Raw genomic sequence first — 21,111 nt, forward strand, 5'->3', positions numbered from 1 at the left:
CAAAGGAGAATCTAGCATGGACGCTTTAAAACAAAAAATCTTAAATGAAGGTACTGCCTTATCAGATAAAGTATTAAAGGTAGATAAGTTTCTAAATCATCAAATCGATCCAGAACTTATGGTCGAGATTGGGCGAGAATTTTATCGTTTGTTTAAGGATCAAAATATAACGAAAATATTGACTCTTGAATCTTCTGGCATCGCGCCTTCTGTTATGACAGCTTTAAATTTTAAGATACCAGTGGTCTTTGCTAGAAAAAGAAAGTCTTTAACTCATACAGATAGACTGTACACTGCACCAGTTTATTCTTATACAAAGCAAGAAACAAATATAATCAGTGTGTCTGACCAATTTATTTCACAAGACGACAAGGTATTAATCATCGATGATTTTTTAGCAAATGGGGAAGCTGCCAATGCTTTAATCAGCCTAGTTGATCAAGCGGAAGCTGAAGTTATCGGCATCGGTATTGTGATTGAGAAGTCTTTCCAGCCTGGAAGAGACATGCTGGAAGAAAAAAATTACCGTGTCGAATCACTCGCACGTATTGAGTCACTTGCAGCTGGTGAAATTGTCTTTAAAGAGGATCAAAACTAATGACTGAAAAGACTTCAAACGTAAAAGACCTCTCTTTAGGACTTCAACACGTTCTCGCTATGTATGCTGGAGCTGTTATTGTCCCTTTAATCGTCGGTAATGCGATTGGCTTAACACCGACACAACTAACCTATCTTATCGCCATTGATATTATGATGTGTGGTGTCGCGACAATATTACAAGTATGGAAAAATAAATTTTCTGGTATCGGACTACCTGTTGTACTCGGTTGTACATTTACAGCAGTCGGTCCAATTATTAATATTGCCAATTCTTACAGCATTCAATCTGTCTACGGTTCAATCTTAATTTCTGGTCTTATTGTAGTGTTGATTGCGCCGATTTTTAGTAAGTTAATCCGGTTTTTCCCGCCAGTTGTGACTGGTACAGTTGTCACTATCATTGGTATCACCTTAATGCCAGTCGCTTTTAATGATTTAGCCGGTGGCCAAGGTGCTGAAGATTTCGGAGCACCAGTTAACTTATTACTTGGCTTTTCTACCTTGATTATCATTCTTTTAATACTAAAATTTGCTAAAGGATTTTTAAATGCAATTGCAATCTTATGTGGAATTGTCGGTGGGACAATTCTCGCCTCTTTCTTTGGTATGGTAGATTTTGCTCCTATTAAAGAAGCGAGCTGGCTTCATTTACCACAAGTTTTTTACTTTGGTAAACCTGAATTTCATATCCTGCCTATTTTAACGATGACACTGGTCGCTGTTGTGAGCTTAGTCGAATCAACAGGTGTATATTTTGCACTCGGTGAAATTACTAAGAAAAAAATTGATGGTCATGATTTAAAAAGAGGTTACCGTGCAGAAGGACTTGCAATAATTCTTGGTGGTTTAGTTAATGCCTTTCCTTATACTACTTTTTCTCAAAACGTCGGACTCATTCAAATCTCAGGCGTTAGAAAACTAAAGATTATCTACATTGCAGGAATCATGTTAGTCATCCTTGGTCTAGTACCTAAAATTGGTGCAGCAACACTCGCAATCCCAGGACCAGTTATAGGTGGTGCAATGATCGCAATGTTCGGTATGGTCATCAGTGCAGGCATCAAAATGCTGTCACATATTAACCTTCAAAGACAAGAAAATATGTTAATTGTAGCGATTTCCGTTGGTATGGGACTTGGTGTTACTGTCGTTCCAGATATATTCTCATCTCTACCAGCTAGCCTATCTGTCATTACCTCTTCAGGTATCGTAATGGGAAGTTTAACGGCGATTGTCATGAATGCTATTTTTAATTTCAAATCCATAATTAAACCAGAATAAAAAAAGCGGCTTAAAAATCTTAAATACAAGATTTTTAAGCCGCTTTTTTACACTATATCAGGGTTAAATACTAACTGTTAATCCATCTTGATCAAAAAAATGAAGGGAATCATCTTTAAAACTAATGCCGATAACATCACCTATTTTTATCTCGTGTTGTCCTGGCCATTTAGCATACCAGACCTTATCTGCAAGCATAAATGAAAACATAGTATCCATGCCCAGCTGCTCAACACTGTCTACTTGCACTTCGTAATCATGACCTTCTATGACATGTTCTGGCCGAATTCCTACATAAGTCGCTTGTTTAACATTTAAATCAAGCTCAGAAACTTCTACCATATTCATCTTAGGGATACCGATAAACTCCGCCGTAAATTGATTGCTTGGATGATTATAGATATTTATTGGACGATCTACTTGTTGAATCTTACCTTCATTTATGACACAAATCCTATCTCCCATAGTCATCGCTTCGGTCTGATCATGAGTGACGTAAATCATAGTAAGTTTTAAATCCTGCTGTAATTTCTTAATTTCACGTCTCATATGGGTTCTTAGCTGCATATCTAAGTTTGATAATGGCTCATCCATCAAGCAAACAGGCATCCGACTGACAGCAGCTCTAGCGAGTGCAACTCTTTGTTGTTGTCCACCAGATAATTGTTTCGGTTTTCTTTTTAACACCTTTTCTATCCCTAGCATTTGGCTTACTTCTCTAAGTCTTTTATCTTGATGTTCTTTATCAGTTTTCCTTGATTCTAAACCAAATAATATATTGTCTTTGACCGTCATATGCGGATACAGTGCATAATTTTGAAAGACCATAGATAAATTCCGATCCTGGACCTTAAGATCATTAATCCTTTGGTCATCTATGTAAATACTACCCATTGAAATATCTTCAAGTCCTGCAATCATTCTAAGTAAAGTAGTTTTGCCAGACCCTGATGGACCCACTAGGACAAAGAATTCTCCTCTCTTGATTTCAAGATTGATATTTTCCAGTATGGCATCTTCTTTATTAGAATAACGCTTAGTAATATTTTCTAGTCTAATTTTAGCAACCATTCTATACAGCCCCTCTTATCTTAATTAAAGTATACAATTTAAGAACTACAGTTGCCAATTGTCACCAGACTATAATATGATGAATTTAAGTATTAATAAGGAGTGAAACCATGAAAAAGATGAATGTTGAAAGTTTCAATCTTGATCATACTAAAGTTGCTGCACCATACATTAGACTTGCCAGCACAAGTGAAGGTGAGCATGGTGATGTAATTTACAAATATGATATTCGTTTTTGCCAACCGAACAAAGAACATATGGATATGCCAGCTCTGCACTCTATCGAGCATTTAATGGCCGAAAATATTCGCAATCATCACGACCGTGTGGTTGATTTAAGTCCAATGGGCTGTCAAACAGGTTTTTATCTATCAGTTTTAAATGATAATGACCAAGATGGCATAGAAAATGTCATGGAGAAAACTTTAAATGACGTCTTAGAAGCGACAGAAGTCCCAGCTTGTAATGAAGTACAATGTGGATGGGCAGCTAGCCATAGCTTAGAAGGTGCTAAAGAAATCGCACGTAAAATGCTTGAAGGTAGAAATGAATGGTCAGTTGTCTTCAGATAATAGACATATTTTTAGATACTCTTTAACAGAGTATCTCTTTTTATTTTACAAGATGAATTTCAATCGTTAATATTAATAGGATAAAATTTTTAGAAAGAGGTCCTAATACATGATTACACCAATATGGTTGATGTGGTTGATTACACCCATCGCTTTTATTTTTATACCTTTAAAATTACTAATTGACTGGTTCGTAATCTATCTGCCTTTAGACAAGAAGTATCAACGTAAAGAAATCACTGTTAAAGCATCTTGGAAAATTTGGTTAACAGATATTGGCGCACATTTACTTGCAGCTGGTCTACTCTATTTATCACTCTACATCGATCCATTATTTAGAGCATCACCTTCATCATTTGATGAAGTGAAGGAAATTAGTAACCAGACACCAGACTGGATTGTAGCCTACTATGAAGGCGTCATCGCTAATCCTTTTAATAGCATCTTTAGCGCAGCTGTTGTTCTGATTTTATTTATTATTTTGATCTTTGCTCAATATAAATTAACTCAAAAAATTTATGGTAAATATATCGATGAAGATAAACAGATTACCAAGTCTGCCATCATATCAACCTTAGTTATGGCACCTTGGATTATTCTAATACCAACGGCATTGTTTACTCCAATTGTATAGAAATATTGATCATAAAAAAGCACTTCACTCTTTAAGTTTTCCCTAGAGTGAAGTGCTTTTTTATTTTTTAGAAGATGATAATTTCTCCATGACCTCATCCATTGTTGGCATGGCGGCTTGAGCACCGAATTTTTCCACGCTGAGTGATGCTGCAACGTTAGCAAAGTTACAACTATCTTCTAAAGATTGACCTCTAGCAATATGGCTTACAAAAGCACCGTTAAAGCAATCTCCAGCTCCTGTAGTATCGACTACATCTGCTTTTCTTGTTGGTACTGTCACCTTATAAGCATCGACTGTGTAGTAACACCCCTTACTACCAGAAGTCACAACAAATTTATGAGCATAGTTGTTTAATACACCTGGATGAAAATCAGCAAGTTGTGTTAACTCAATCTGATTCGGCGTAATATATGTACTATTTTCTATGATGTTGTCTGTTAATCTTTGTGCGGGTGCAGGATTAACTACTAAATCTATCTTGTTTTCTCCACAAATTGTTGCGAGATAATCCACTGTTTCCATTGGTATTTCTAGCTGAGTCACAACAATATCACTATTTAATATGGCATCCTTGTGCGCATCTAAGACATCCTTTGTCATCAAAGCATTCGCCCCTGGAACAATAATTACAGTATTATCCATTGGATTGACCGTTATCATCGCAATGCCACTTTCCGTATCATCTACTTTTTCTATGTGATCAACGTTGATGCCTTCATTTCTTAAGTTTTCGATCATTTCTTCACCAAAGGCATCATTTCCTACTTTACCGATAAAAGTCACATCACAACCGAGACGTGCCGCTGCCACAGCCTGGTTAGCACCTTTACCTCCACACAATGTAGAAAATGTTTGACCCGTTAAGGTTTCCCCTATTTCTGGATGTCTTTTTGCAGTAACTACCAAGTCCATGTTCAGACTGCCGACTATCGTTATTTTTGGCTTAGTCATTGTCATCCTCCATCATTTAAAGATTGTTCAATTTAGCGAGCAAGATATCCTGAAACTTATCGACTTCAATATCATTTAAGAGCAGAACATCACGTTTAATATCAGGTGCAGTATGTCTTAAATCACATACTGTCATTCCTCTATTAATATCATCTGTACAGTCAACATCTACATTGACCTTAATTCCTGTAAATATTTCTGGGTTTGTTACGTATAATACTGCGACTGCATCGTGGATGTGAACTAATTCTGAATTAATATAGGCAGGTGAATCGAAATAGAAGTTCAACATATCTCCGAATTTGTGTTGAATGTCTTGATCACTCTTATATATATCTTCAACTTGTTGACGCGTTAAGCCACATTTATGTGTCACGTCTAAGCCACACATTACTTTTGGAACAGCTGAATCAAAGACGATTTTAGCAGCCTCAGGGTCTCCCCAAATATTGAATTCTGCTGTAGGTGTTCGATTACCAAAGGTACCGCCACCCATTAAGACAATTTCATCAATTTTTTCAGTAACTTCGGGGAACACTTTTAAGAGTAAAGCAATATTTGTAAGTGGACCAACAGGAACAAGCGTCATGCTCTCACCTTCAGGTAAGTCCATAATACTATCTCTAACAAATTGAAGCGTGTTACCTTCAACGATTGTCTTGTCTGTATCCGGTAAGACCGTATTTCCTAAACCAGTTGTTCCATGAACGTGCCCAGCATCTTCTTTAGCTCTAATTAAGGGTCCTTCTGCCCCTTTGACTACAGGTACGTTTAGCTTTAAGAAACTCGCTAATTTTAGAGCGTTAGTCGTCACTCTTTCAATTGTTTGATTACCTGCTACTGTAGAAATACCATGAATATTTACAAGATCTTGACTAGCTGCAAGTGCTGCTAAAGCAATAGCATCGTCGATGCCAGGGTCACAATCAATCCACACATTTTTCTTAGTCATCATTTTACTCCTCACCAAAAGATTCTAAGACATCTTCAAAAACTTGCCAAAACGCTTCTTGATCCACATTCCAAGCAAAATTCGTATTGGCTTTTAGACCAGTCGTATTCAGTTTATCTACAACAGTCATACCATAAGAAAATTCACCCTTTGTTTCTATACTCACATTTAAGTGCTGGAATTCAAAGAGTTCTGGCTTCATTAAATACATAGTGGTACAAGCATCGTGAATCGGGCCACCATTGAAACCGAAGTGATCTTTATAGGCTTGCCCAAAGAAGATGAGTAGTTCTTTAACGAACTGTGCGATATCATTATCAATTTTTCCTACACGTTCAACAATATCCGGTGTAGCAATCACTTGGTGAGTAACGTCTAAACCAAACATTGTAAGCGGAATGCCACTTTCAAAAACGACTCTTGCCGCTTCAGCATCAACATAAATATTAAACTCTGCTGCTGGTGTCCAGTTACCAAAAGTTCCACCGCCCATTAAGACAATCTCATCGATGTTCTCTTTAATTTCAGGTGCTTTAATTAAGGCTAGAGCGACGTTAGTTAAAGGGCCTGTTGGTACTAAGGTTACTTTTTCTTTAGATTTTTTAACTTGTTCTATAATAAAGTCCACCGCGTGACCTTCTTCTACCACTTTTGTCGGTTCCGGTAATTCAGGACCATCCATACCAGTATCCCCATGAATTTCAGGTGCAATCTCAGACTGCTTAACTAAAGGTCTACTTGAACCTTCGACAACAGGCACTTGGAGTTTCAATAATTCTGCAACCTTTAAAGCGTTGATTGTATTTTTATCGACGCTAACATTACCAGCTACTGTCGTAATGCCTAAAATATTTAAGTCGCTCTTTTTTGAGGCTGCAATAATAATAGAAACCGCATCATCATGCCCCGGATCACAATCTAGTATAACGTTTCGCATTCTTTTCTCTCCATTCATCTAACTTATATACAACAATAATTATACATATCTATAACTGATAATAACATTCAAATTGTCATGAAAACTGCACTGATTAATGTTTATAGTAATACACTGCTAACTGGGTGCGGTCTCTTAAATCTAATTTGGTCAGCATTTGAGAAATATAATTCCTCACTGTGCCTTCACTTAAGTATAACTGATTCGCAATTTCTTTATTGTTCAATCCTTCTGCCACAAGCTCTATAATATCTCTTTCACGTTCAGACAAATCATCCATCTTATTTACTTGAGAGGATGTCGACATACTTTTTACAATTTTACTATCAAACACCATACTTCCGGATAGCACAGCTTCTATAGCTGGAATTATGCCAGAGAGGTTATCTTTTAATAAGTAGCCTTTACACCCTAAACTAAGGGCTTGATGAATATAATCATCATCTTCAAAAGTCGTAATAAGAAGTATCCTTGCATCTGTATGACTCTTAAGAATTGTTTCAGCCGCTTCAATTCCTGACATTCCAGACATTCTTATATCTGTCATGAGTAAATCTGGTTGATATTTTGTATAGAGCTCTACTGCCTCTTTGCCGTCATATCCTCTAGCAACAACTTGATAATTAGAGTTTTCAACTATAGTCGACAAAGCTGATACTACAATTGGATCATCATCCACTATGACTATCTTCATCTTTTAGACCCTCCTTATAAAAGATTGCATGTACAGTAAAACCTTTATCATAAAAAGTATTCATAATACCCCCGTATTTCTGAACAATCTCTGTCATAGATTGAATACCCATTCCTTTTTTTACTTCTTGATTTAAGGTGCCATTATCTTTAATAGTTAAGGTTAAATACTTTGGATGTTCTTTTATAACTACAGTAATTTCACTGGCATTTGAATGTTTTCTTATATTGGTTAGTGCTTCTCTGACAATAGATAAAAGATCAATCTTTTCCTCATGCTTTAGTTCTAAATTTACATCGTAAAAAAACTCGTAACGGTAGTCTGTCATATCGCTAAGGAAGCTGTCGATTCTCGCCTCTATATCAATCGACGTATCATAGAGATGGTGGATGCTGTGCCTAATATCGTCCATGCCTTCCTTTAATCTGTTTTGTAAGCTTGATAGAGACTCCCTAAGTTTACTTTCGTCCTTAACGTATTGTAAGGATTCTATCAGTAAGATACTAGAGGAGAGGGAATGCCCTAAGGCATCATGCATGTCTCTCGCTATTCTATTTCTTTCGTTTAAGCCTGCTAGATATACGTCTTTCTCATGTGTCTTCATAAGGACATTTCTCTGAGCTCTTAATCTCATATTATCTTCGGTTAGTTTATCCCGCATGTTTTTATTTAACTCTTTCTCTTTAGATAATTTTAAAGATAAGTTCAACAGATAAAATATTAAAATACTCAAGAGGACTAAGATCCATTTTTGACTAATGATGATTGGTAAAAGTAATAAAAGACTAGGAAAGCCTACTATAATAAATAAGCTATAGACAGTAGCAGGTAAAAAGTAAATAAAGTTAAAATCTATCATCAAAAAGAATAAGAGCAAGACGTTTGATAGGACTGTCACGTATTTATTCTTTAAAACATCTGGGATGAATGTCAAAATAAAGGCGGATAAAGTTAGTAGTACAGACGGCTCACTGACAGACAATAAATAATTTACAGTAAGAATAAAAAAGATGATTAACTTCTCAGTCGCTCTTTGCATGATTTCACCTCACAATATGACATTTGTCACTATAGTTAATGACGACAGACACTAACGGATTCTTTAGTCATATTATAAACTTAATTTAACGAATATAGTACTGGAGGCGTAAATATGATTTCAGTTGAGAAGTTAGTGAAGCGGTATGGTGATGTGATTGCACTTGATCACTTCTCTTTTCACGCCAAAAAAAATGAAATTGTCGGTTTGCTCGGACCAAATGGTTGCGGTAAAACGACAGCGATTAACTGCATGTTATCCCTCTTGAAGTTTGATCAGGGAGATATTGAGCTTTTTGGTGAGCCAGTCAATCCAAATAACAATGATATTAAACGTCGAATTGGTATTGTTCCCCAAGAAATTGCCATCTTTGAAAAACTCACTGTCATTGAAAATGTTGATTTTTTCTGTGGACTTTACGTTAAAGATAAAAAAGAAAGAGAAGAACTAGTCGCTGAAGCCATTAGTTTTGTTGGTTTAGACAAATACAAAAAGTATGTTCCTAAACAACTGTCAGGTGGGCTAAAAAGAAGATTAAACATCGCATGTGGCATTGCGCATAAACCAGATATTCTCTTTCTAGATGAACCAACAGTTGCTGTCGATGCCCAGAGTCGTAACTTCATCTTAGATGGGGTTAAGAAAATGAAAGAAAGTGGCACGACAGTTGTCTACACGACACACTACTTAGAAGAGGCAGAAGATTTATGTGATACTTTCGTCATTATGGATAATGGTCGAAATATTGCCAGTGGGACACTTGATGACTTACAAAAATCAATTTCTACCACTGAAAGTATTACCATAAAATTCATTACAGATTACGACACACTCTCACAAGATTTATATACTATTCCAAACGTCAATCAAGTCATCAGAAATAAAGATAGCTATAATATTCAATTTGATAAACACAGTAATAATATGACTAAGCTCATTGAATTTGTTGAAAAAAATGCCTTGTCATATTCAGAAATTCGTTCTGAACAACCATCTTTAAGTAACATCTTCCTGGAGCTAACAGGTAAGGAGCTGAGAGACTAATGAACTTACTTCGTCTCACCAAATATTTACTGATGATTAACTTTAAAGATTTTGGATTTTTATTTTGGACCGTATTTTATCCGATTGCTTTAATCGCAATCTTTATGGCAACGACTTCTAACATTGGTCATGAGTCACTATCTGATATAGAAGTGGCAGTGGATAAAAATTATGAATACGGTATGATTCTCGACCAAATTGATTTTATTAAATCAGAAGAAATGACAGAAGACGCTGCAAAAAACGCTTTGGCCAATGAAGAAATAGTAGGTTTTGTGACTTCCGATGGAAATTTGATCGTTGAAAATAGTGGTTTTGATTCCTCTATACTTGAGTCTGTCATCAATCAAATTCACCAGACGAGTTTACTCGGAATTTCACCAGAAAGTTTTAATTATGACGCAAATTTCATTAAATCTACTGATATGGATATCGCACCACAAGTCGTGATGTATTACTCTACGCTTGCGATGATTTCTTTTTACACTATCTTTACTAGCATGGAACTCATTACCTCAATGCGCCCTAACTTGTCTCTCATGGGTTCTAGATTTTCAGCGAGTCCTTTTAAGAAATCAAGTTATATTATCGCAAGTAGTATAGCATCTCTCTTCCTTGGTCTTTTAACTTGTGGACTAGTCATCGGATTTTTAATGATTTTTTATCAAGATGATTTATTCTCTAACTTCCCGGCAACTTTCCTCATCATCTTAGCTGGAAATATTGCGGGACTTGGACTCGGATTTATCATCGGCTTAATTCCTAACATAAATATCAATGTTAAATCTGTCGTTCCTGTTGTCTTTATTGTCGGTTTAGCTTTCTTAAGTGGACTGATGGGGCCAGGTTTAAGAACTGTTTTAAACCAAAAACTACCGATCATCAATGAACTTAACCCCCTTGCGCATGTAACGGATGTTATTTACCGGGTAAATCTTATGGATAGTTTTGAAGGTTATTGGACGGCAGTTTTTTACCTCATAGGTATTACACTAGTCAGTTGTATTATCACGCTAGTTGCTTTAAGGAGGAAACAATATGATAGTCTTTAAAATTATTCTCCTACACTTTTGGAAATTTAAATGGTTTATAATCCCACTTGCCTTGACCTTTTTCTTTATCGCAGCAATGTTTAGTAGTTTTTCTGATACAGATTCATTTGCTACACAGGAATTAAACGTTACAGTTGTCGATCAGTCACAGTCAGAGGCAAGTAATGCTCTAATCGACTACTTGGCGAAGACACATAACGTTGAGACAACTGATGAGTTCAACAGAAAAGAACTTGAAGAAGCGGTGTTTTTAGCTGAAATTCATGGTGCTATTATATTAGACCAAAATTTTGAAGAAAATTTAGCCACGGGAGAGCCTGCTGTAGAAGTAATTGGTGATCAAAGAGCTGCAGCTAATACTCAACTGGAAACAGAGCTCTCTAAATTTCTTATGTTTGCTAACGCTCAGATTAATGATTCAGGCAGCCTTGATATTAGTAAACTTGACTCTGCCTTAACTGACACAATTGAAGTTGATATTAATAGTGATGAAACAAGCGGTAATGAAGCGGACTACAACAATGTTGCTGCTTATTCTAACTTCGCAGCCTACTGGCTCATGTTGTTCTTAATGCTTAGCGTTGGAAACCTAATGAGTGAATATAACCAATCAGAAATTCAAAAACGCATTACTGTGTCACCCTTATCATCAACGTCAAATGCAATCCAAGTATTTACAAGTCAGTTTATCGTTAGCTTCCTTGCTGTTTTGATCATGTTCTCAGGTATTCTTGTGCTCTACCATGGTCATTTAGAAAACGTACCACTTACGAGAATTTTTCTAGCCATGATTCTTATCACAGTATTTACCTTAGCGATGCAATTTGCTATTAACGCCTTAACCACCAATCGCTTTATGGTGAATGGACTAGCTAATTTAATTACACTTGGCATGGCATTTTTATCAGGGATATTCATTCCCTTAGAGTTATTCGGGGACACAGCTCAAAAAATTGCAGAGTTCCTTCCACTCTATCACTACACTGAACTGTACCGAGTACCAAATACTAGCTGGTCTGAAGTCATACCATCTATCATTATTTTACTTCTCTATACTGTTGCATTTATGATTATCGGCATCATTTTTAACAATCAAAGAAAGAGTAAACAATCTTAAAATAGATGTGGGATTGATTCATATTGAAGAATCAATCCCACACTTATTTATATTAAGATTATTACTAAATTATTTGAAGAGCGTATCTATAAACTCTACATCTTCTGGATCTAGTTCTATTTCTGTTGCTCTTAAGTTTTCTTTAATTTGATCACCTTTTTTGGCACCAGGGATGATGACATCAAGAGAAGGTCTGGTCAAATAAAAAGCAAGCACAATTTGAGCAACATCTTCGTCGTATTTGTCAGCTAAAGATTTTAACTTATCTACCTTAGCTAAGTTTTCTTTAAAAGTATCTTCTTGATAGAATGGCAAGTTTTGTCTTAAATCATCAAATTTCGTATTTTCATCATACTTACCAGCAAGAATTCCTGCTGCTAGTGGGAAAAATGGAATAAAGGTAATATTATGTTCCTGACAATATTGGAAGAGCTCATCTTCTGCTTCTCTGTTCAGTAAATTATATTCATTTTGAATCACATCGACATAACCATCTTTATTTGCTTCTTTTAACTGTTCTAAGGAAACGTTAGATACTCCTATTGCCTTAATCTTTCCACTTTCTTTTAAATCCTGTAGTGCTTGAACCGCTTGATCTTTTGGAGTACTCTCATCTGGTTTGTGAATATAAAACAAATCGATGTAAGTCGTGTCTAAGCGTACTAGTGCTTCATCCACTGCTTGTTTTAAAAACTCTGGAGAATTGTCTAAAAACATATCGCCATTGCTATCATAGTTTTGGGCCGCTTTTGTAGCGATTACTACACTTTCTCTTTGATACTCTTTAATTACTTCACCGATTAATTCTTCTGATCGTTTCGGACCATAGCTATAGGCTGTGTCTAACATTGTGACTCCAGCATCAAGTGCTTCTCTTACAGTGCCCTTACCTTTTTCTTCATCAACATCTTGATACATATTATGTCCACCAACAAAATTTGTGCCGAGCGCAATTGGATGAACCTTAACAGAAGATTGTCCTAAAGTTACAAATTCCACCATAAATAGTACCTCCTAATAATGAAATAATTAACAACAATCTCAGACTAACGCAAAATCTCCATTTAGTTAAAGATTTCGCCTTGCAGTTAAGCGCTTTTTTTAGGATACTATAAAAGAGTGTAAAACTTTTAAAGGAGTGTTTATTAATGAATCAAGAACAACTTGATAAAGTAAAACAAGGGCACGGCTTTATTGCGGCGTTAGACCAATCTGGTGGTAGTACACCAAAAGCGCTTAAAGCGTACGGCGTGGATGAAAGTCAGTACTCTAATGAAGATGAAATGTTCGACTTAGTACACGATATGCGTACTCGCATCGTGACTTCACCTTCATTTACTTCTGATAAAGTTCTCGGTGCCATTCTGTTCGAACAGACCATGGACCGTAGAGTTGATGGTGAGTACACAGGAAACTACTTGGCAAACAAAGGCATCGTGCCATTCTTAAAAGTAGACAAAGGTCTCGCTGATGAAGAAAATGGTGTTCAATTAATGAAGCCAATTCCAGACCTTGATGATTTGCTTGCACGTGCAAACAATCGTCATATCTTTGGTACTAAAATGCGTTCAAATATTCTTTCAGCAAATGAAGAAGGCATTAAGGCAGTTATTGAACAACAGTTTGAAATTGGAAAACAAATTATTGCAGCAGGTTTAGTACCTATTATTGAGCCTGAAGTTAATATTCATGCTGAAGATAAAAAAGAAATTGAAGAGATCATGACTAGAGAAATCTTAAAGCAGTTAAATACACTAGCTGAAGATGAGCTTGTTATGCTTAAACTTACAATTCCTACTGTAGCTAACCAGTTCAAAGAGCTTGTTGAGCACCCTAATGTCATTCGTGTTGTTGCTCTATCTGGTGGTTACACAAGAGACGAAGCAAATGCACTATTAAAAGAAAATGAAGGCATTATTGCTAGCTTCTCAAGAGCGTTGTCATCAGACTTAAGAGCGGATCAATCAGACGAAGAGTTTGATAATAAACTTGCTGAAGCAATCGATTCAATCTTCGATGCATCTGTTAATAAAAAATAAGATTTAAAAAGACAATGGGCTAACCATTGTCTTTTTTATAAAGGGGATTATGATAATGAAAGCTTTACTCAATATTGATTATACCTATGACTTTGTTGCAGAAGATGGCAAATTAACAGCTGGAAAGCCTGCTCAAGATATACATGATTCTATTGTAAAGATCACTAAGGACTTTATCGATAATGGTGACTATACAATTTTTGCTATCGATATTCATGAAGAAAATGATCCTTATCATCCAGAAACTAAGCTTTTCCCACCCCACAATATTATAGGTACAAGCGGTCGTGATTTATATGGGCAGCTAGAAGATCTTTATCAAGAAAATAAAGATAATCCAAATGTTTACTATACCGATAAAACCCGCTACTCTGCTTTTCAAGGTACAGATGTTGAATTAAGACTAAGAACAAGAGGTATTAAAGAAGTACACTTAGTTGGTGTGTGTACAGATATTTGTATCTTGCACACAGCGATTGATGCTTACAACAAAGGCTTTGATATCGTCATCCACGAAGATGCTGTACAAAGCTTTAACCCAGAAGGACATAAGGCAGCTCTAGACCATTTCAAGAATTCATTAGGAGCTAAGATTGTTTAAGATATTTGGAAGCTAAATATATCGGTGATAAGTCATTACAAATCTTGTGACTTATCACCTTTTTTTACTCTAATTATTATCAAAACGTCGATAATCCCAGAGACTCTTGTATTCTATATAGAACTGTCTTAGCTAAAGATTCCTCAGATTCTTCTTCATAATCTAAAGTGTATTCTGCTCCTTCATTAGTCCACAGCACTTCATAATATCGTGTCACCTGTCTTGAAAAATCACTATCTTTTGGTGCGGTCACCATCATATTAGTCTCAAGGTTATAATCATCCAAATTGCGTCTTGTAAAGTTTGCAGAACCACCGTTAAAGATGATCTCATCCTCTGTTTCTAACATAAGAAATTTCGAATGATACTGTTCCCCACTTGATTTATACCAACGAATTTCAGGTGGTGTTTCATAAGAAATCAATTCATTAGCTACCGGCTTATTGGGTACTCCATTTTTTTCATTACCAAAAGCATCTTTGTTTATATCTAAAATCAGCCTCATCTCAACGCCACGATCTAAAGCTTCTTTTAAGGCAGCTATCACATCACGGTCTGAAAGATAAAATAAGCCGAGACTTAAACGTTGGTCATTCTCTGCATTATTTATCATATTTAAAATATTTTCTTTTATTTTACCTTCTGTCATGAACTTCACTTTGTACTGACCTGTTGTTTCTTCACTTTGTATTTGGTCTTTAAATTCACTAAACAGCTGTGTATTACCACCACTGAAGTTGACTACAGCTCGTTCTGCATCGAGAAATTCTTCTACAATGGGACCACTGGTTTTTAGGGCAATATTCGAGTGATAGGCACTTGCATCATGCGGATTCAACGATGTAACTAATACATCCTGCTCGTTGATAACTACCTTTCTATGATTTGCTTTAAAATTCAACATATGGAGGTAGGAACGGATATTCACTTCAGGCCCTTGTGGTCTAAGAGCATTAGTCAGCCAACCATCTGTTGAATGACCAAGGTGTTGAAAGTAGGAACGATAAAACCCTGAATAAAGTGGATTAGAATCCCTCAATTTATTTAAATCCGTGTAGATAAGTTGTACACCAGCATTCTCTAATTTCTCTAAGTGCTCAGGTGTATAGGTGTTGTAAAACGTGTTGATCGGATCTGTGATAAAGACAATATCTAAGTCTGGATTCTCTTCTTTCTTAGCGAGAATTTTATCAGTTAAATTTTGAGATAAGGGTGGGAAATCCAAGGAATCATGATCGTAGTCATCGTTAAATAAAATCATATCGATGACTAAAAAGTCCTCTGACTCATCTATCATCTTATACACTTGATCCATAATTGCTTGTTTGGACTTACTTTCACCATTCTCGTCAGACAAAGTAATATCGTATAAGAAATTTACATCATCTGTTTGATATTCTTCTGATTGGTAAGAAATATCATTTGGCACTGGCATGAAATAACGCACAGAAGCTACAACTAAGGGAATCAGTATAAGTAAGCTAAGAACAATGTATACAACATAAGACTTTTTCATAAATCACCTCAACTGAGTAATCTACTCTTTAATCAGGTCACAACGTGATATAATATAAGATACAAATTTTAAGGAGCGTAAATTTATGACTATCAAGGTTCTATATGAAGATAATCACTTGTTGATTGTCGACAAACCGGTTAATATTCCTGTTCAAGCTGATGCTTCTGAAGATGAAGATCTCTTAACTCTATTAAAAGCATATATAAAAGAAAAATACAATAAGCCAGGTGATGTTTTTTTAGGACTCGTCCATCGTCTCGACCGTCCAGTAGGTGGCGCTATTGTGTTTGCACGTACGTCTAAAGCTGCATCTAGACTATCAAACGAAGTTCGCTTACAGAAACTAGAACGCGAATATCATGCGGTTGTAGAAGGTGAATTCCAACAAAAAAAAGGAACACTGACCAACCATTTATTCAAAAATCAAGCTAAAAATATCTCTAAAGTCGTGCATAAAAACCATAAGAATTCTAAAATGGCTAAGTTAGATTATGAAGTAGTAGGAAAACAAGATAATTTATCATTGGTTAAAGTCAAGCTACACACTGGTCGCTCTCATCAAATTAGGGTTCAACTTGCTCACGCAGGACATCCTTTAATCGGCGACCAAAAGTATAATGAAAATGCTGAAGCTGGAAGACAGATCGCACTATATTCAACCTATTTAAAAGTTAAGCACCCAACAAAAGATGAATTTGTCGAAGTCACTTGTCAACCACCTTCAAGCTATCCTTGGAGTGAGTTTAATGTGTTTAATTAATTTAAATATTGGTACACACCCTAAATACAAAATGATTATCGCAGCTAATCGCGATGAATCTTATGAGCGTCCAACTGAGACAATACACTGGTGGGAAGATGATCCAAATATTTTTGGGGGTCGTGATTTAAAGGCAAAAGGTACCTGGCTAGCAGTTTCGAAATCTGGTAAAATAGGCGCATTGACTAATATTCGTAACTCTAGTGAAATGACTAAAGTAGCTGAAAAATCACGTGGTGAACTCATCGTCAACTATCTTCAAGATAATAAAACACCTAGAGAATACTTAGAGTCCTTAAAAGCATCAACTGATGATTATGCTGGTTATAATCTATTGGTTGGTGACACAGATGATCTTTATTATATGAACAATTATCAAGCTGAAATTGAAAAGTTAGATCATACAACACATGGGCTTTCCAACGCTTTTTTAAATTCAGCTTGGCCAAAAGTGACCGTTGGAAAAGAGACACTTGATAGTATCATCAAGAATGATGATGTTGATATTGAAGCCTTATTTTCATTACTGAGAATGGCAGATCCTGCACCGGATGAGCTCGTACAAGAAACTGGTGTTGATTTTACTTTAGAAAAGCAATTGTCATCACTTTTCATCAATATTCCAGATATGGAATACGGTACACGTTGTTCTTCAGTCGTTCTTGTTGGCCGTGATAATAAGATTACTTTTATCGAAAGAACTTTCTACAAAGGTCAAAAAACTGGTGAAAACAAAGAAGAAATAATAGTCAAAAATTAAAATACAGGTTCGCAAAATCCCTGTCAAAAAAACTAAGGAGAATACTTTAATGAACGTTAGAGACTTGGCTTTAAATGCCGTCTTAGCAGCGCTGTACGTTGCTTTAACTGTGATTAATCCCATTGGAACAGGCGCGATTCAACTGAGAGTTAGTGAAATACTTTGTGTGATTCCATTTTTCAATCGTAAATACATTCCAGGTATCCTACTTGGTTTAGCGATTGCTAATGCGTTTTCTAGCCTCGGTTTGATTGATGTAGCTGTTGGATTAATCATTGGAATTATCGCTTATTCAATTTCTTATTTCGTTAAAAATGTCTGGATTAATGCAGTCCAATATTCCCTGTTATCTGGAATATTTGTTGGTCTTGCCTTAAATTATGTCTTGGGAATTCCTTTCTGGTTTTCTCTTTTCACTGTTGGAGTATCAACACTTGTCATGACATTAATAGGCACTTTTATCTTTAAGAAATTTGGACATAGGATCTTACCTTAAAAAGCCTCAAAATTAGAGGCTTTTTTTCTTTGTGTCATATTTTAAAAATTAAAAAATCCAAGAAACTATAAATAGCTTCTTGGATTCAAAAATTACATCATACCTGGCATTCCGCCGCCCATTCCACTCATGTCTCCACCAGCGTTTTCTTCAGGAATGTCTGCAACAACTGCTTCAGTTGTTAAGAACATTGCAGCGACTGAACCTGCATTTTGTAAAGCTGAACGTGTCACCTTAGTTGGGTCTACAATACCTGCTTCAATCATATTAACCCATTTATCGTTCTTAGCATCATAACCGATGCCATTTTCTTCGGCTTTAAGTGCTTGTACAATCACTGAGCCTTCTAGACCAGCGTTTTCAACAATTTGACGAAGTGGTGCTTCAAGTGCTTTAAGAACGATGTTGATTCCTGTTTGCTCATCGCCTTCTGCTTCTAATTCTTTTACTTTATCGTAAACTTCAATTAGAGCAGTTCCACCACCAGAAACAATTCCTTCTTCTACTGCAGCTCTTGTTGAGTTAAGCGCATCTTCGATACGAAGTTTTCTTTCTTTCATTTCTGTTTCAGTTGCCGCACCAACTTTGATTACTGCAACTCCACCTGAAAGTTTAGCCAAACGCTCTTGAAGTTTTTCTTTGTCAAAGCTTGAAGTAGTTTCTTCAATTTGGGCTTTGATTTGACCGACACGGCCTGAAATAACTTCCTTGTCACCAGAACCTTCAACGATTGTAGTGTCGTCTTTTGTTACATGAACTTTACTTGCACTACCAAGTTGGTCTAGTGTTGCATCTTTAAGATCTAAACCTAATTCGTCAGTAATAACTTGACCACCTGTTAAGATTGCAATATCTTCAAGCATTGCTTTTCTGCGATCTCCAAATCCTGGTGCTTTAACAGCAATTACATTAAATGTTCCACGGATTTTGTTTAGTACTAGGTTAGTCATTGCATCTCCATCAACGTCATCAGCAATGATTAGGATTGGACGTGAAGATTGAACAACCTGTTCTAATAGAGGTACTAAATCTTGAATGTTTGAAAGTTTTTTATCAGTGATTAAGATATATGGATTGTCTAATTCAGCAATCATTTTTTCTGAATCAGTGACCATGTAAGGTGACAAATAACCACGGTCAAACTGCATACCTTCAACGACTTCTAGTTCAGTTTTGAAGCCTCTTGACTCCTCAATAGTAATGACACCATCATTACCTACTTTTTCCATTGCTTCTGAAATATAATCACCAATTTCAGGATCATCTGCTGAAATCGCACCAACTTGTGCAATAGCTTCCTTATCTTGAACTGGTTTTGATACTTCTTGTAAAGCTTCTACAGCACGTTCTACAGCCTTACCAATTCCTGTACGAATACCTACTGGGTTTGCCCCACTAGTTACGTTTTTTAGACCTTCTTGGATCATTGCATGAGCGAGTACTGTCGCCGTTGTTGTTCCGTCACCAGCAATTTCATTTGTTTGGTTAGCTACTTCAGCAACAAGCTTCGCACCCATGTTTTCAAATCTATCTTCTAATTCAATTTCTTTTGCAATTGTTACTCCGTCATTTGTAATTAATGGTGAAGTATATGGTTTATCTAAGACGACGTTACGTCCTTTAGGACCCATTGTTACTTTAACAGCATTTGCTAGTTTATCTACACCAGCAAGCATGGATTGACGTGCATCTTCAGAAAATTTAAGTTCTTTAGCCATTTCTTATCCTCCTAATGAATAACTTACTTTTACTATTCAATAACTGCTAATATTTCAGTTTCAGATAAAACTAAGTACTCTTTGTCATCAATTTCTACTTCAGTTCCTGCGAACTTAGCATAGACAACTCTGTCGCCTTCTTTTACTTCTAGATCAACTTTTTGACCATTTTCAAGAATGCGTCCACTTCCTACTGCAACAACCACACCTTGTTGTGGTTTTTCTTTAGCAGAGTCCGTTAATATAATACCACTTTGAGTTGTTTCTTCTTTTTGATTTAAGTCTACAACCACACGATTTCCAATTGGTTTTAGCATGGAAAAGCCTCCTCTAAGTCCATTTCAAGATATTATTTTTTAAGTAAAATTGGCACTCAAAAGCTATGAGTGCTAACACCATTTATAATAATCAAAGTTGGTCAAAAAAGCAAGAGATAAGTATATATTCCTTTTGCCTTTAAGAAATTTAATGTAAGATAAAATTATTCAACATTGGAGGTTTAAATGTGAGACGTGTATATAGTCTACTTATTATTTTAACATTCTTAGCAGTTCAATTTGCTATACTACCAATCAGCTTAATTTATACAGCTATAAATCCTGATTTGAATCCGGAAGAACTCATCACCAACATGATTCCCTTTCAAGTTCTTGCTTTTGGACTAGGTGCAATTATTGTCGTTGTCATCGGTAATATTCACAAGAATAAAAATACGATTGAGTTATCCAAGAAATCAGATCCTTTATTAACAGTCGTCTGGATTATTGGTGGGGTCTTCTTAGCTTACTTATCGCAGATTGTTGCGAGTTTAATCAATATTTATATACTTGATAATCCAATTGAAAGTGCAAATACAACGAACATTGTAGATATGATTTTTTCTTCACCAATGATGGTGCTTGTAGTTGTATTATTTGGTCCAATTATTGAAGAGTATGTATTTAGAAGAGCGATTTTCGCTGAGATATTTGAGCTATTCCCTAACAAAAGTCAGGGGCAGAAAGTTCTAGCCTTTCTCATTGCAGGTTTAGTCGCTGGTTTAATCTTTGCGCTGGCACACGGAGATTTTACACACATCTTAGTGTATCTAGCAATGTCTTATGTGTTCTCCTTCTTGTATGTCATCACAGGACGTCTCTTAGTACCAATTATGGTTCACATTACCATGAATGGTTTAGTCGTCCTCTTACAAACAGTCTTTAAAGATTACTTAGAACAAGCAGACCAACTTCAAGAACAATTGAATATCATCATCCATATGATGATGTAAA

Annotated in this window: 23 protein-coding genes and 1 riboswitch; of the genes, 13 read left to right on the forward strand and 10 right to left on the reverse strand. The window is 36.0% G+C overall.

Annotation, left to right across the window (positions count from 1 at the left end):
- Nucleotides 1-16: 16 nt before the first annotated feature.
- Together JEOSCH030_RS04595 and JEOSCH030_RS04600 are read left to right on the forward strand one after the other, a co-directional pair.
- Complete coding sequence (locus tag JEOSCH030_RS04595; RefSeq protein ID WP_185125444.1) at nt 17-598, forward strand: xanthine phosphoribosyltransferase; 582 nt, start codon at nt 17-19, stop codon at nt 596-598.
- A complete protein-coding gene (locus JEOSCH030_RS04600) occupies nt 598-1,881 on the forward strand; it encodes a nucleobase:cation symporter-2 family protein (protein ID WP_185125445.1) in 1,284 nt (427 codons plus the stop codon). Before JEOSCH030_RS04595 ends, JEOSCH030_RS04600 begins: the two co-directional genes overlap by 1 nt.
- 63 nt (nt 1,882-1,944) lie before the next feature.
- On the opposite strand, the gene JEOSCH030_RS04605 is transcribed toward JEOSCH030_RS04600, so the two are convergent.
- Nucleotides 1,945-2,952 (reverse strand): ABC transporter ATP-binding protein, encoded by a 1,008-nt coding sequence (locus JEOSCH030_RS04605; RefSeq protein ID WP_185125446.1) that lies wholly within the window; start codon nt 2,950-2,952, stop codon nt 1,945-1,947.
- 110 nt (nt 2,953-3,062) lie between these two features.
- Here JEOSCH030_RS04605 and JEOSCH030_RS04610 point away from each other — a divergent pair, with 110 nt between their 5' ends.
- Both JEOSCH030_RS04610 and JEOSCH030_RS04615 read left to right on the forward strand, forming a co-directional pair.
- Nucleotides 3,063-3,524 (forward strand): S-ribosylhomocysteine lyase, encoded by a 462-nt coding sequence (locus JEOSCH030_RS04610; protein ID WP_185125447.1) that lies wholly within the window; start codon nt 3,063-3,065, stop codon nt 3,522-3,524.
- 109 nt (nt 3,525-3,633) lie between these two features.
- On the forward strand, nt 3,634-4,158 hold the full coding sequence (locus JEOSCH030_RS04615) for a hypothetical protein (protein ID WP_185125448.1): 525 nt from the start codon (nt 3,634-3,636) through the stop codon (nt 4,156-4,158).
- Between the two features lie 60 nt (nt 4,159-4,218).
- Here JEOSCH030_RS04615 and rbsK read toward each other — a convergent pair whose 3' ends face one another.
- From rbsK to JEOSCH030_RS04640, 5 genes are all read right to left on the reverse strand, one after another.
- Entirely contained in the window at nt 4,219-5,112 is an 894-nt protein-coding gene (gene rbsK / locus JEOSCH030_RS04620) for a ribokinase (protein ID WP_185125449.1), read from the reverse strand.
- 16 nt (nt 5,113-5,128) lie between these two features.
- On the reverse strand, nt 5,129-6,064 hold the full coding sequence (locus JEOSCH030_RS04625) for a nucleoside hydrolase (protein WP_185125450.1): 936 nt from the start codon (nt 6,062-6,064) through the stop codon (nt 5,129-5,131).
- Between the two features lie 4 nt (nt 6,065-6,068).
- Nucleotides 6,069-7,001: a nucleoside hydrolase gene (locus tag JEOSCH030_RS04630; protein ID WP_235962219.1), complete on the reverse strand. Its 933-nt coding sequence runs from the start codon at nt 6,999-7,001 to the stop codon at nt 6,069-6,071.
- Between the two features lie 94 nt (nt 7,002-7,095).
- Nucleotides 7,096-7,695, reverse strand: a complete 600-nt coding sequence (locus tag JEOSCH030_RS04635) for a response regulator (RefSeq protein WP_185125452.1) — start codon at nt 7,693-7,695, stop codon at nt 7,096-7,098.
- Nucleotides 7,673-8,734 (reverse strand): sensor histidine kinase, encoded by a 1,062-nt coding sequence (locus JEOSCH030_RS04640; RefSeq protein WP_185125453.1) that lies wholly within the window; start codon nt 8,732-8,734, stop codon nt 7,673-7,675. The genes JEOSCH030_RS04635 and JEOSCH030_RS04640 overlap by 23 nt, the downstream gene beginning before the upstream one ends.
- A 114-nt stretch (nt 8,735-8,848) precedes the next feature.
- On the opposite strand from JEOSCH030_RS04640, the gene JEOSCH030_RS04645 reads away from it, so the two are divergent.
- Genes JEOSCH030_RS04645 through JEOSCH030_RS04655 form a run of 3 tightly spaced genes read left to right on the forward strand, consistent with a single transcriptional unit; the run spans nt 8,849 to nt 11,947 of the window.
- Nucleotides 8,849-9,778: an ABC transporter ATP-binding protein gene (locus JEOSCH030_RS04645; protein ID WP_185125454.1), complete on the forward strand. Its 930-nt coding sequence runs from the start codon at nt 8,849-8,851 to the stop codon at nt 9,776-9,778.
- On the forward strand, nt 9,778-10,830 hold the full coding sequence (locus JEOSCH030_RS04650; RefSeq protein ID WP_185125455.1) for an ABC transporter permease: 1,053 nt from the start codon (nt 9,778-9,780) through the stop codon (nt 10,828-10,830). The genes JEOSCH030_RS04645 and JEOSCH030_RS04650 overlap by 1 nt, the downstream gene beginning before the upstream one ends.
- Nucleotides 10,817-11,947: an ABC transporter permease gene (locus JEOSCH030_RS04655; RefSeq protein ID WP_185125456.1), complete on the forward strand. Its 1,131-nt coding sequence runs from the start codon at nt 10,817-10,819 to the stop codon at nt 11,945-11,947. The genes JEOSCH030_RS04650 and JEOSCH030_RS04655 overlap by 14 nt, the downstream gene beginning before the upstream one ends.
- A 69-nt stretch (nt 11,948-12,016) precedes the next feature.
- Here JEOSCH030_RS04655 and JEOSCH030_RS04660 read toward each other — a convergent pair whose 3' ends face one another.
- Nucleotides 12,017-12,949, reverse strand: a complete 933-nt coding sequence (locus JEOSCH030_RS04660; RefSeq protein ID WP_185125457.1) for an aldo/keto reductase — start codon at nt 12,947-12,949, stop codon at nt 12,017-12,019.
- Nucleotides 12,950-13,095: 146 nt separating this feature from the next.
- Here JEOSCH030_RS04660 and JEOSCH030_RS04665 point away from each other — a divergent pair, with 146 nt between their 5' ends.
- Together JEOSCH030_RS04665 and JEOSCH030_RS04670 are read left to right on the forward strand one after the other, a co-directional pair.
- Nucleotides 13,096-13,986 (forward strand): fructose bisphosphate aldolase, encoded by an 891-nt coding sequence (locus JEOSCH030_RS04665; RefSeq protein ID WP_185125458.1) that lies wholly within the window; start codon nt 13,096-13,098, stop codon nt 13,984-13,986.
- 49 nt (nt 13,987-14,035) lie between these two features.
- Nucleotides 14,036-14,587 (forward strand): cysteine hydrolase family protein, encoded by a 552-nt coding sequence (locus tag JEOSCH030_RS04670; RefSeq protein WP_185125459.1) that lies wholly within the window; start codon nt 14,036-14,038, stop codon nt 14,585-14,587.
- Between the two features lie 79 nt (nt 14,588-14,666).
- Here JEOSCH030_RS04670 and JEOSCH030_RS04675 read toward each other — a convergent pair whose 3' ends face one another.
- A complete protein-coding gene (locus JEOSCH030_RS04675) occupies nt 14,667-16,103 on the reverse strand; it encodes a phospholipase D family protein (RefSeq protein WP_185125460.1) in 1,437 nt (478 codons plus the stop codon).
- Between the two features lie 85 nt (nt 16,104-16,188).
- Here JEOSCH030_RS04675 and JEOSCH030_RS04680 point away from each other — a divergent pair, with 85 nt between their 5' ends.
- The 3 genes from JEOSCH030_RS04680 to JEOSCH030_RS04690 all read left to right on the forward strand — a co-directional run bounded on the left by JEOSCH030_RS04680 (nt 16,189) and on the right by JEOSCH030_RS04690 (nt 18,122).
- On the forward strand, nt 16,189-16,866 hold the full coding sequence (locus JEOSCH030_RS04680) for an RluA family pseudouridine synthase (RefSeq protein ID WP_185125461.1): 678 nt from the start codon (nt 16,189-16,191) through the stop codon (nt 16,864-16,866).
- Nucleotides 16,853-17,626, forward strand: a complete 774-nt coding sequence (locus JEOSCH030_RS04685) for an NRDE family protein (protein ID WP_185125462.1) — start codon at nt 16,853-16,855, stop codon at nt 17,624-17,626. The genes JEOSCH030_RS04680 and JEOSCH030_RS04685 overlap by 14 nt, the downstream gene beginning before the upstream one ends.
- A riboswitch (PreQ1 riboswitch) is annotated at nt 17,625-17,668 on the forward strand. (Overlaps the previous gene by 2 nt.)
- A gap of 7 nt (nt 17,669-17,675) precedes the next feature.
- Nucleotides 17,676-18,122: a QueT transporter family protein gene (locus JEOSCH030_RS04690; protein WP_235962220.1), complete on the forward strand. Its 447-nt coding sequence runs from the start codon at nt 17,676-17,678 to the stop codon at nt 18,120-18,122.
- Between the two features lie 92 nt (nt 18,123-18,214).
- On the opposite strand, the gene groL is transcribed toward JEOSCH030_RS04690, so the two are convergent.
- Nucleotides 18,215-19,840, reverse strand: a complete 1,626-nt coding sequence (groL, locus tag JEOSCH030_RS04695) for a chaperonin GroEL (protein WP_185125463.1) — start codon at nt 19,838-19,840, stop codon at nt 18,215-18,217.
- A gap of 32 nt (nt 19,841-19,872) precedes the next feature.
- Nucleotides 19,873-20,157, reverse strand: coding sequence for a co-chaperone GroES (gene groES, locus JEOSCH030_RS04700; RefSeq protein ID WP_185125464.1), 285 nt, complete (start codon nt 20,155-20,157; stop codon nt 19,873-19,875).
- Nucleotides 20,158-20,345: 188 nt separating this feature from the next.
- Here groES and JEOSCH030_RS04705 point away from each other — a divergent pair, with 188 nt between their 5' ends.
- Nucleotides 20,346-21,110: a CPBP family intramembrane glutamic endopeptidase gene (locus JEOSCH030_RS04705; protein WP_185125465.1), complete on the forward strand. Its 765-nt coding sequence runs from the start codon at nt 20,346-20,348 to the stop codon at nt 21,108-21,110.
- The last annotated feature ends 1 nt before the right edge of the window (nt 21,111 follow it).

The sequence above is a fragment of the Jeotgalicoccus meleagridis genome, assembly GCF_903994045.1.
Taxonomy (GTDB): domain Bacteria; phylum Bacillota; class Bacilli; order Staphylococcales; family Salinicoccaceae; genus Jeotgalicoccus; species Jeotgalicoccus meleagridis.

Excerpts from the sequence above, each read along its gene's own strand:
- JEOSCH030_RS04675 (WP_185125460.1), bottom strand. The coding sequence starts at position 16,103 with ATGAAAAAGTCTTATGTTGTATACATTGTTCTTAGCTTACTTATACTG.
- groL (WP_185125463.1), bottom strand. The coding sequence starts at position 19,840 with ATGGCTAAAGAACTTAAATTTTCTGAAGATGCACGTCAATCCATGCTT.
- JEOSCH030_RS04615 (WP_185125448.1), top strand. The coding sequence starts at position 3,634 with ATGATTACACCAATATGGTTGATGTGGTTGATTACACCCATCGCTTTT.
- JEOSCH030_RS04645 (WP_185125454.1), top strand. The coding sequence starts at position 8,849 with ATGATTTCAGTTGAGAAGTTAGTGAAGCGGTATGGTGATGTGATTGCA.
- JEOSCH030_RS04685 (WP_185125462.1), top strand. The coding sequence starts at position 16,853 with ATGTGTTTAATTAATTTAAATATTGGTACACACCCTAAATACAAAATG.
- JEOSCH030_RS04670 (WP_185125459.1), top strand. The coding sequence starts at position 14,036 with ATGATAATGAAAGCTTTACTCAATATTGATTATACCTATGACTTTGTT.
- JEOSCH030_RS04680 (WP_185125461.1), top strand. The coding sequence starts at position 16,189 with ATGACTATCAAGGTTCTATATGAAGATAATCACTTGTTGATTGTCGAC.
- JEOSCH030_RS04610 (WP_185125447.1), top strand. The coding sequence starts at position 3,063 with ATGAAAAAGATGAATGTTGAAAGTTTCAATCTTGATCATACTAAAGTT.
- JEOSCH030_RS04605 (WP_185125446.1), bottom strand. The coding sequence starts at position 2,952 with ATGGTTGCTAAAATTAGACTAGAAAATATTACTAAGCGTTATTCTAAT.
- JEOSCH030_RS04655 (WP_185125456.1), top strand. The coding sequence starts at position 10,817 with ATGATAGTCTTTAAAATTATTCTCCTACACTTTTGGAAATTTAAATGG.
- JEOSCH030_RS04595 (WP_185125444.1), top strand. The coding sequence starts at position 17 with ATGGACGCTTTAAAACAAAAAATCTTAAATGAAGGTACTGCCTTATCA.
- rbsK (WP_185125449.1), bottom strand. The coding sequence starts at position 5,112 with ATGACTAAGCCAAAAATAACGATAGTCGGCAGTCTGAACATGGACTTG.
- JEOSCH030_RS04660 (WP_185125457.1), bottom strand. The coding sequence starts at position 12,949 with ATGGTGGAATTTGTAACTTTAGGACAATCTTCTGTTAAGGTTCATCCA.
- JEOSCH030_RS04635 (WP_185125452.1), bottom strand. The coding sequence starts at position 7,695 with ATGAAGATAGTCATAGTGGATGATGATCCAATTGTAGTATCAGCTTTG.
- JEOSCH030_RS04665 (WP_185125458.1), top strand. The coding sequence starts at position 13,096 with ATGAATCAAGAACAACTTGATAAAGTAAAACAAGGGCACGGCTTTATT.
- JEOSCH030_RS04640 (WP_185125453.1), bottom strand. The coding sequence starts at position 8,734 with ATGCAAAGAGCGACTGAGAAGTTAATCATCTTTTTTATTCTTACTGTA.
- JEOSCH030_RS04630 (WP_235962219.1), bottom strand. The coding sequence starts at position 7,001 with ATGCGAAACGTTATACTAGATTGTGATCCGGGGCATGATGATGCGGTT.
- JEOSCH030_RS04625 (WP_185125450.1), bottom strand. The coding sequence starts at position 6,064 with ATGACTAAGAAAAATGTGTGGATTGATTGTGACCCTGGCATCGACGAT.
- JEOSCH030_RS04690 (WP_235962220.1), top strand. The coding sequence starts at position 17,676 with ATGAACGTTAGAGACTTGGCTTTAAATGCCGTCTTAGCAGCGCTGTAC.
- JEOSCH030_RS04600 (WP_185125445.1), top strand. The coding sequence starts at position 598 with ATGACTGAAAAGACTTCAAACGTAAAAGACCTCTCTTTAGGACTTCAA.
- groES (WP_185125464.1), bottom strand. The coding sequence starts at position 20,157 with ATGCTAAAACCAATTGGAAATCGTGTGGTTGTAGACTTAAATCAAAAA.
- JEOSCH030_RS04650 (WP_185125455.1), top strand. The coding sequence starts at position 9,778 with ATGAACTTACTTCGTCTCACCAAATATTTACTGATGATTAACTTTAAA.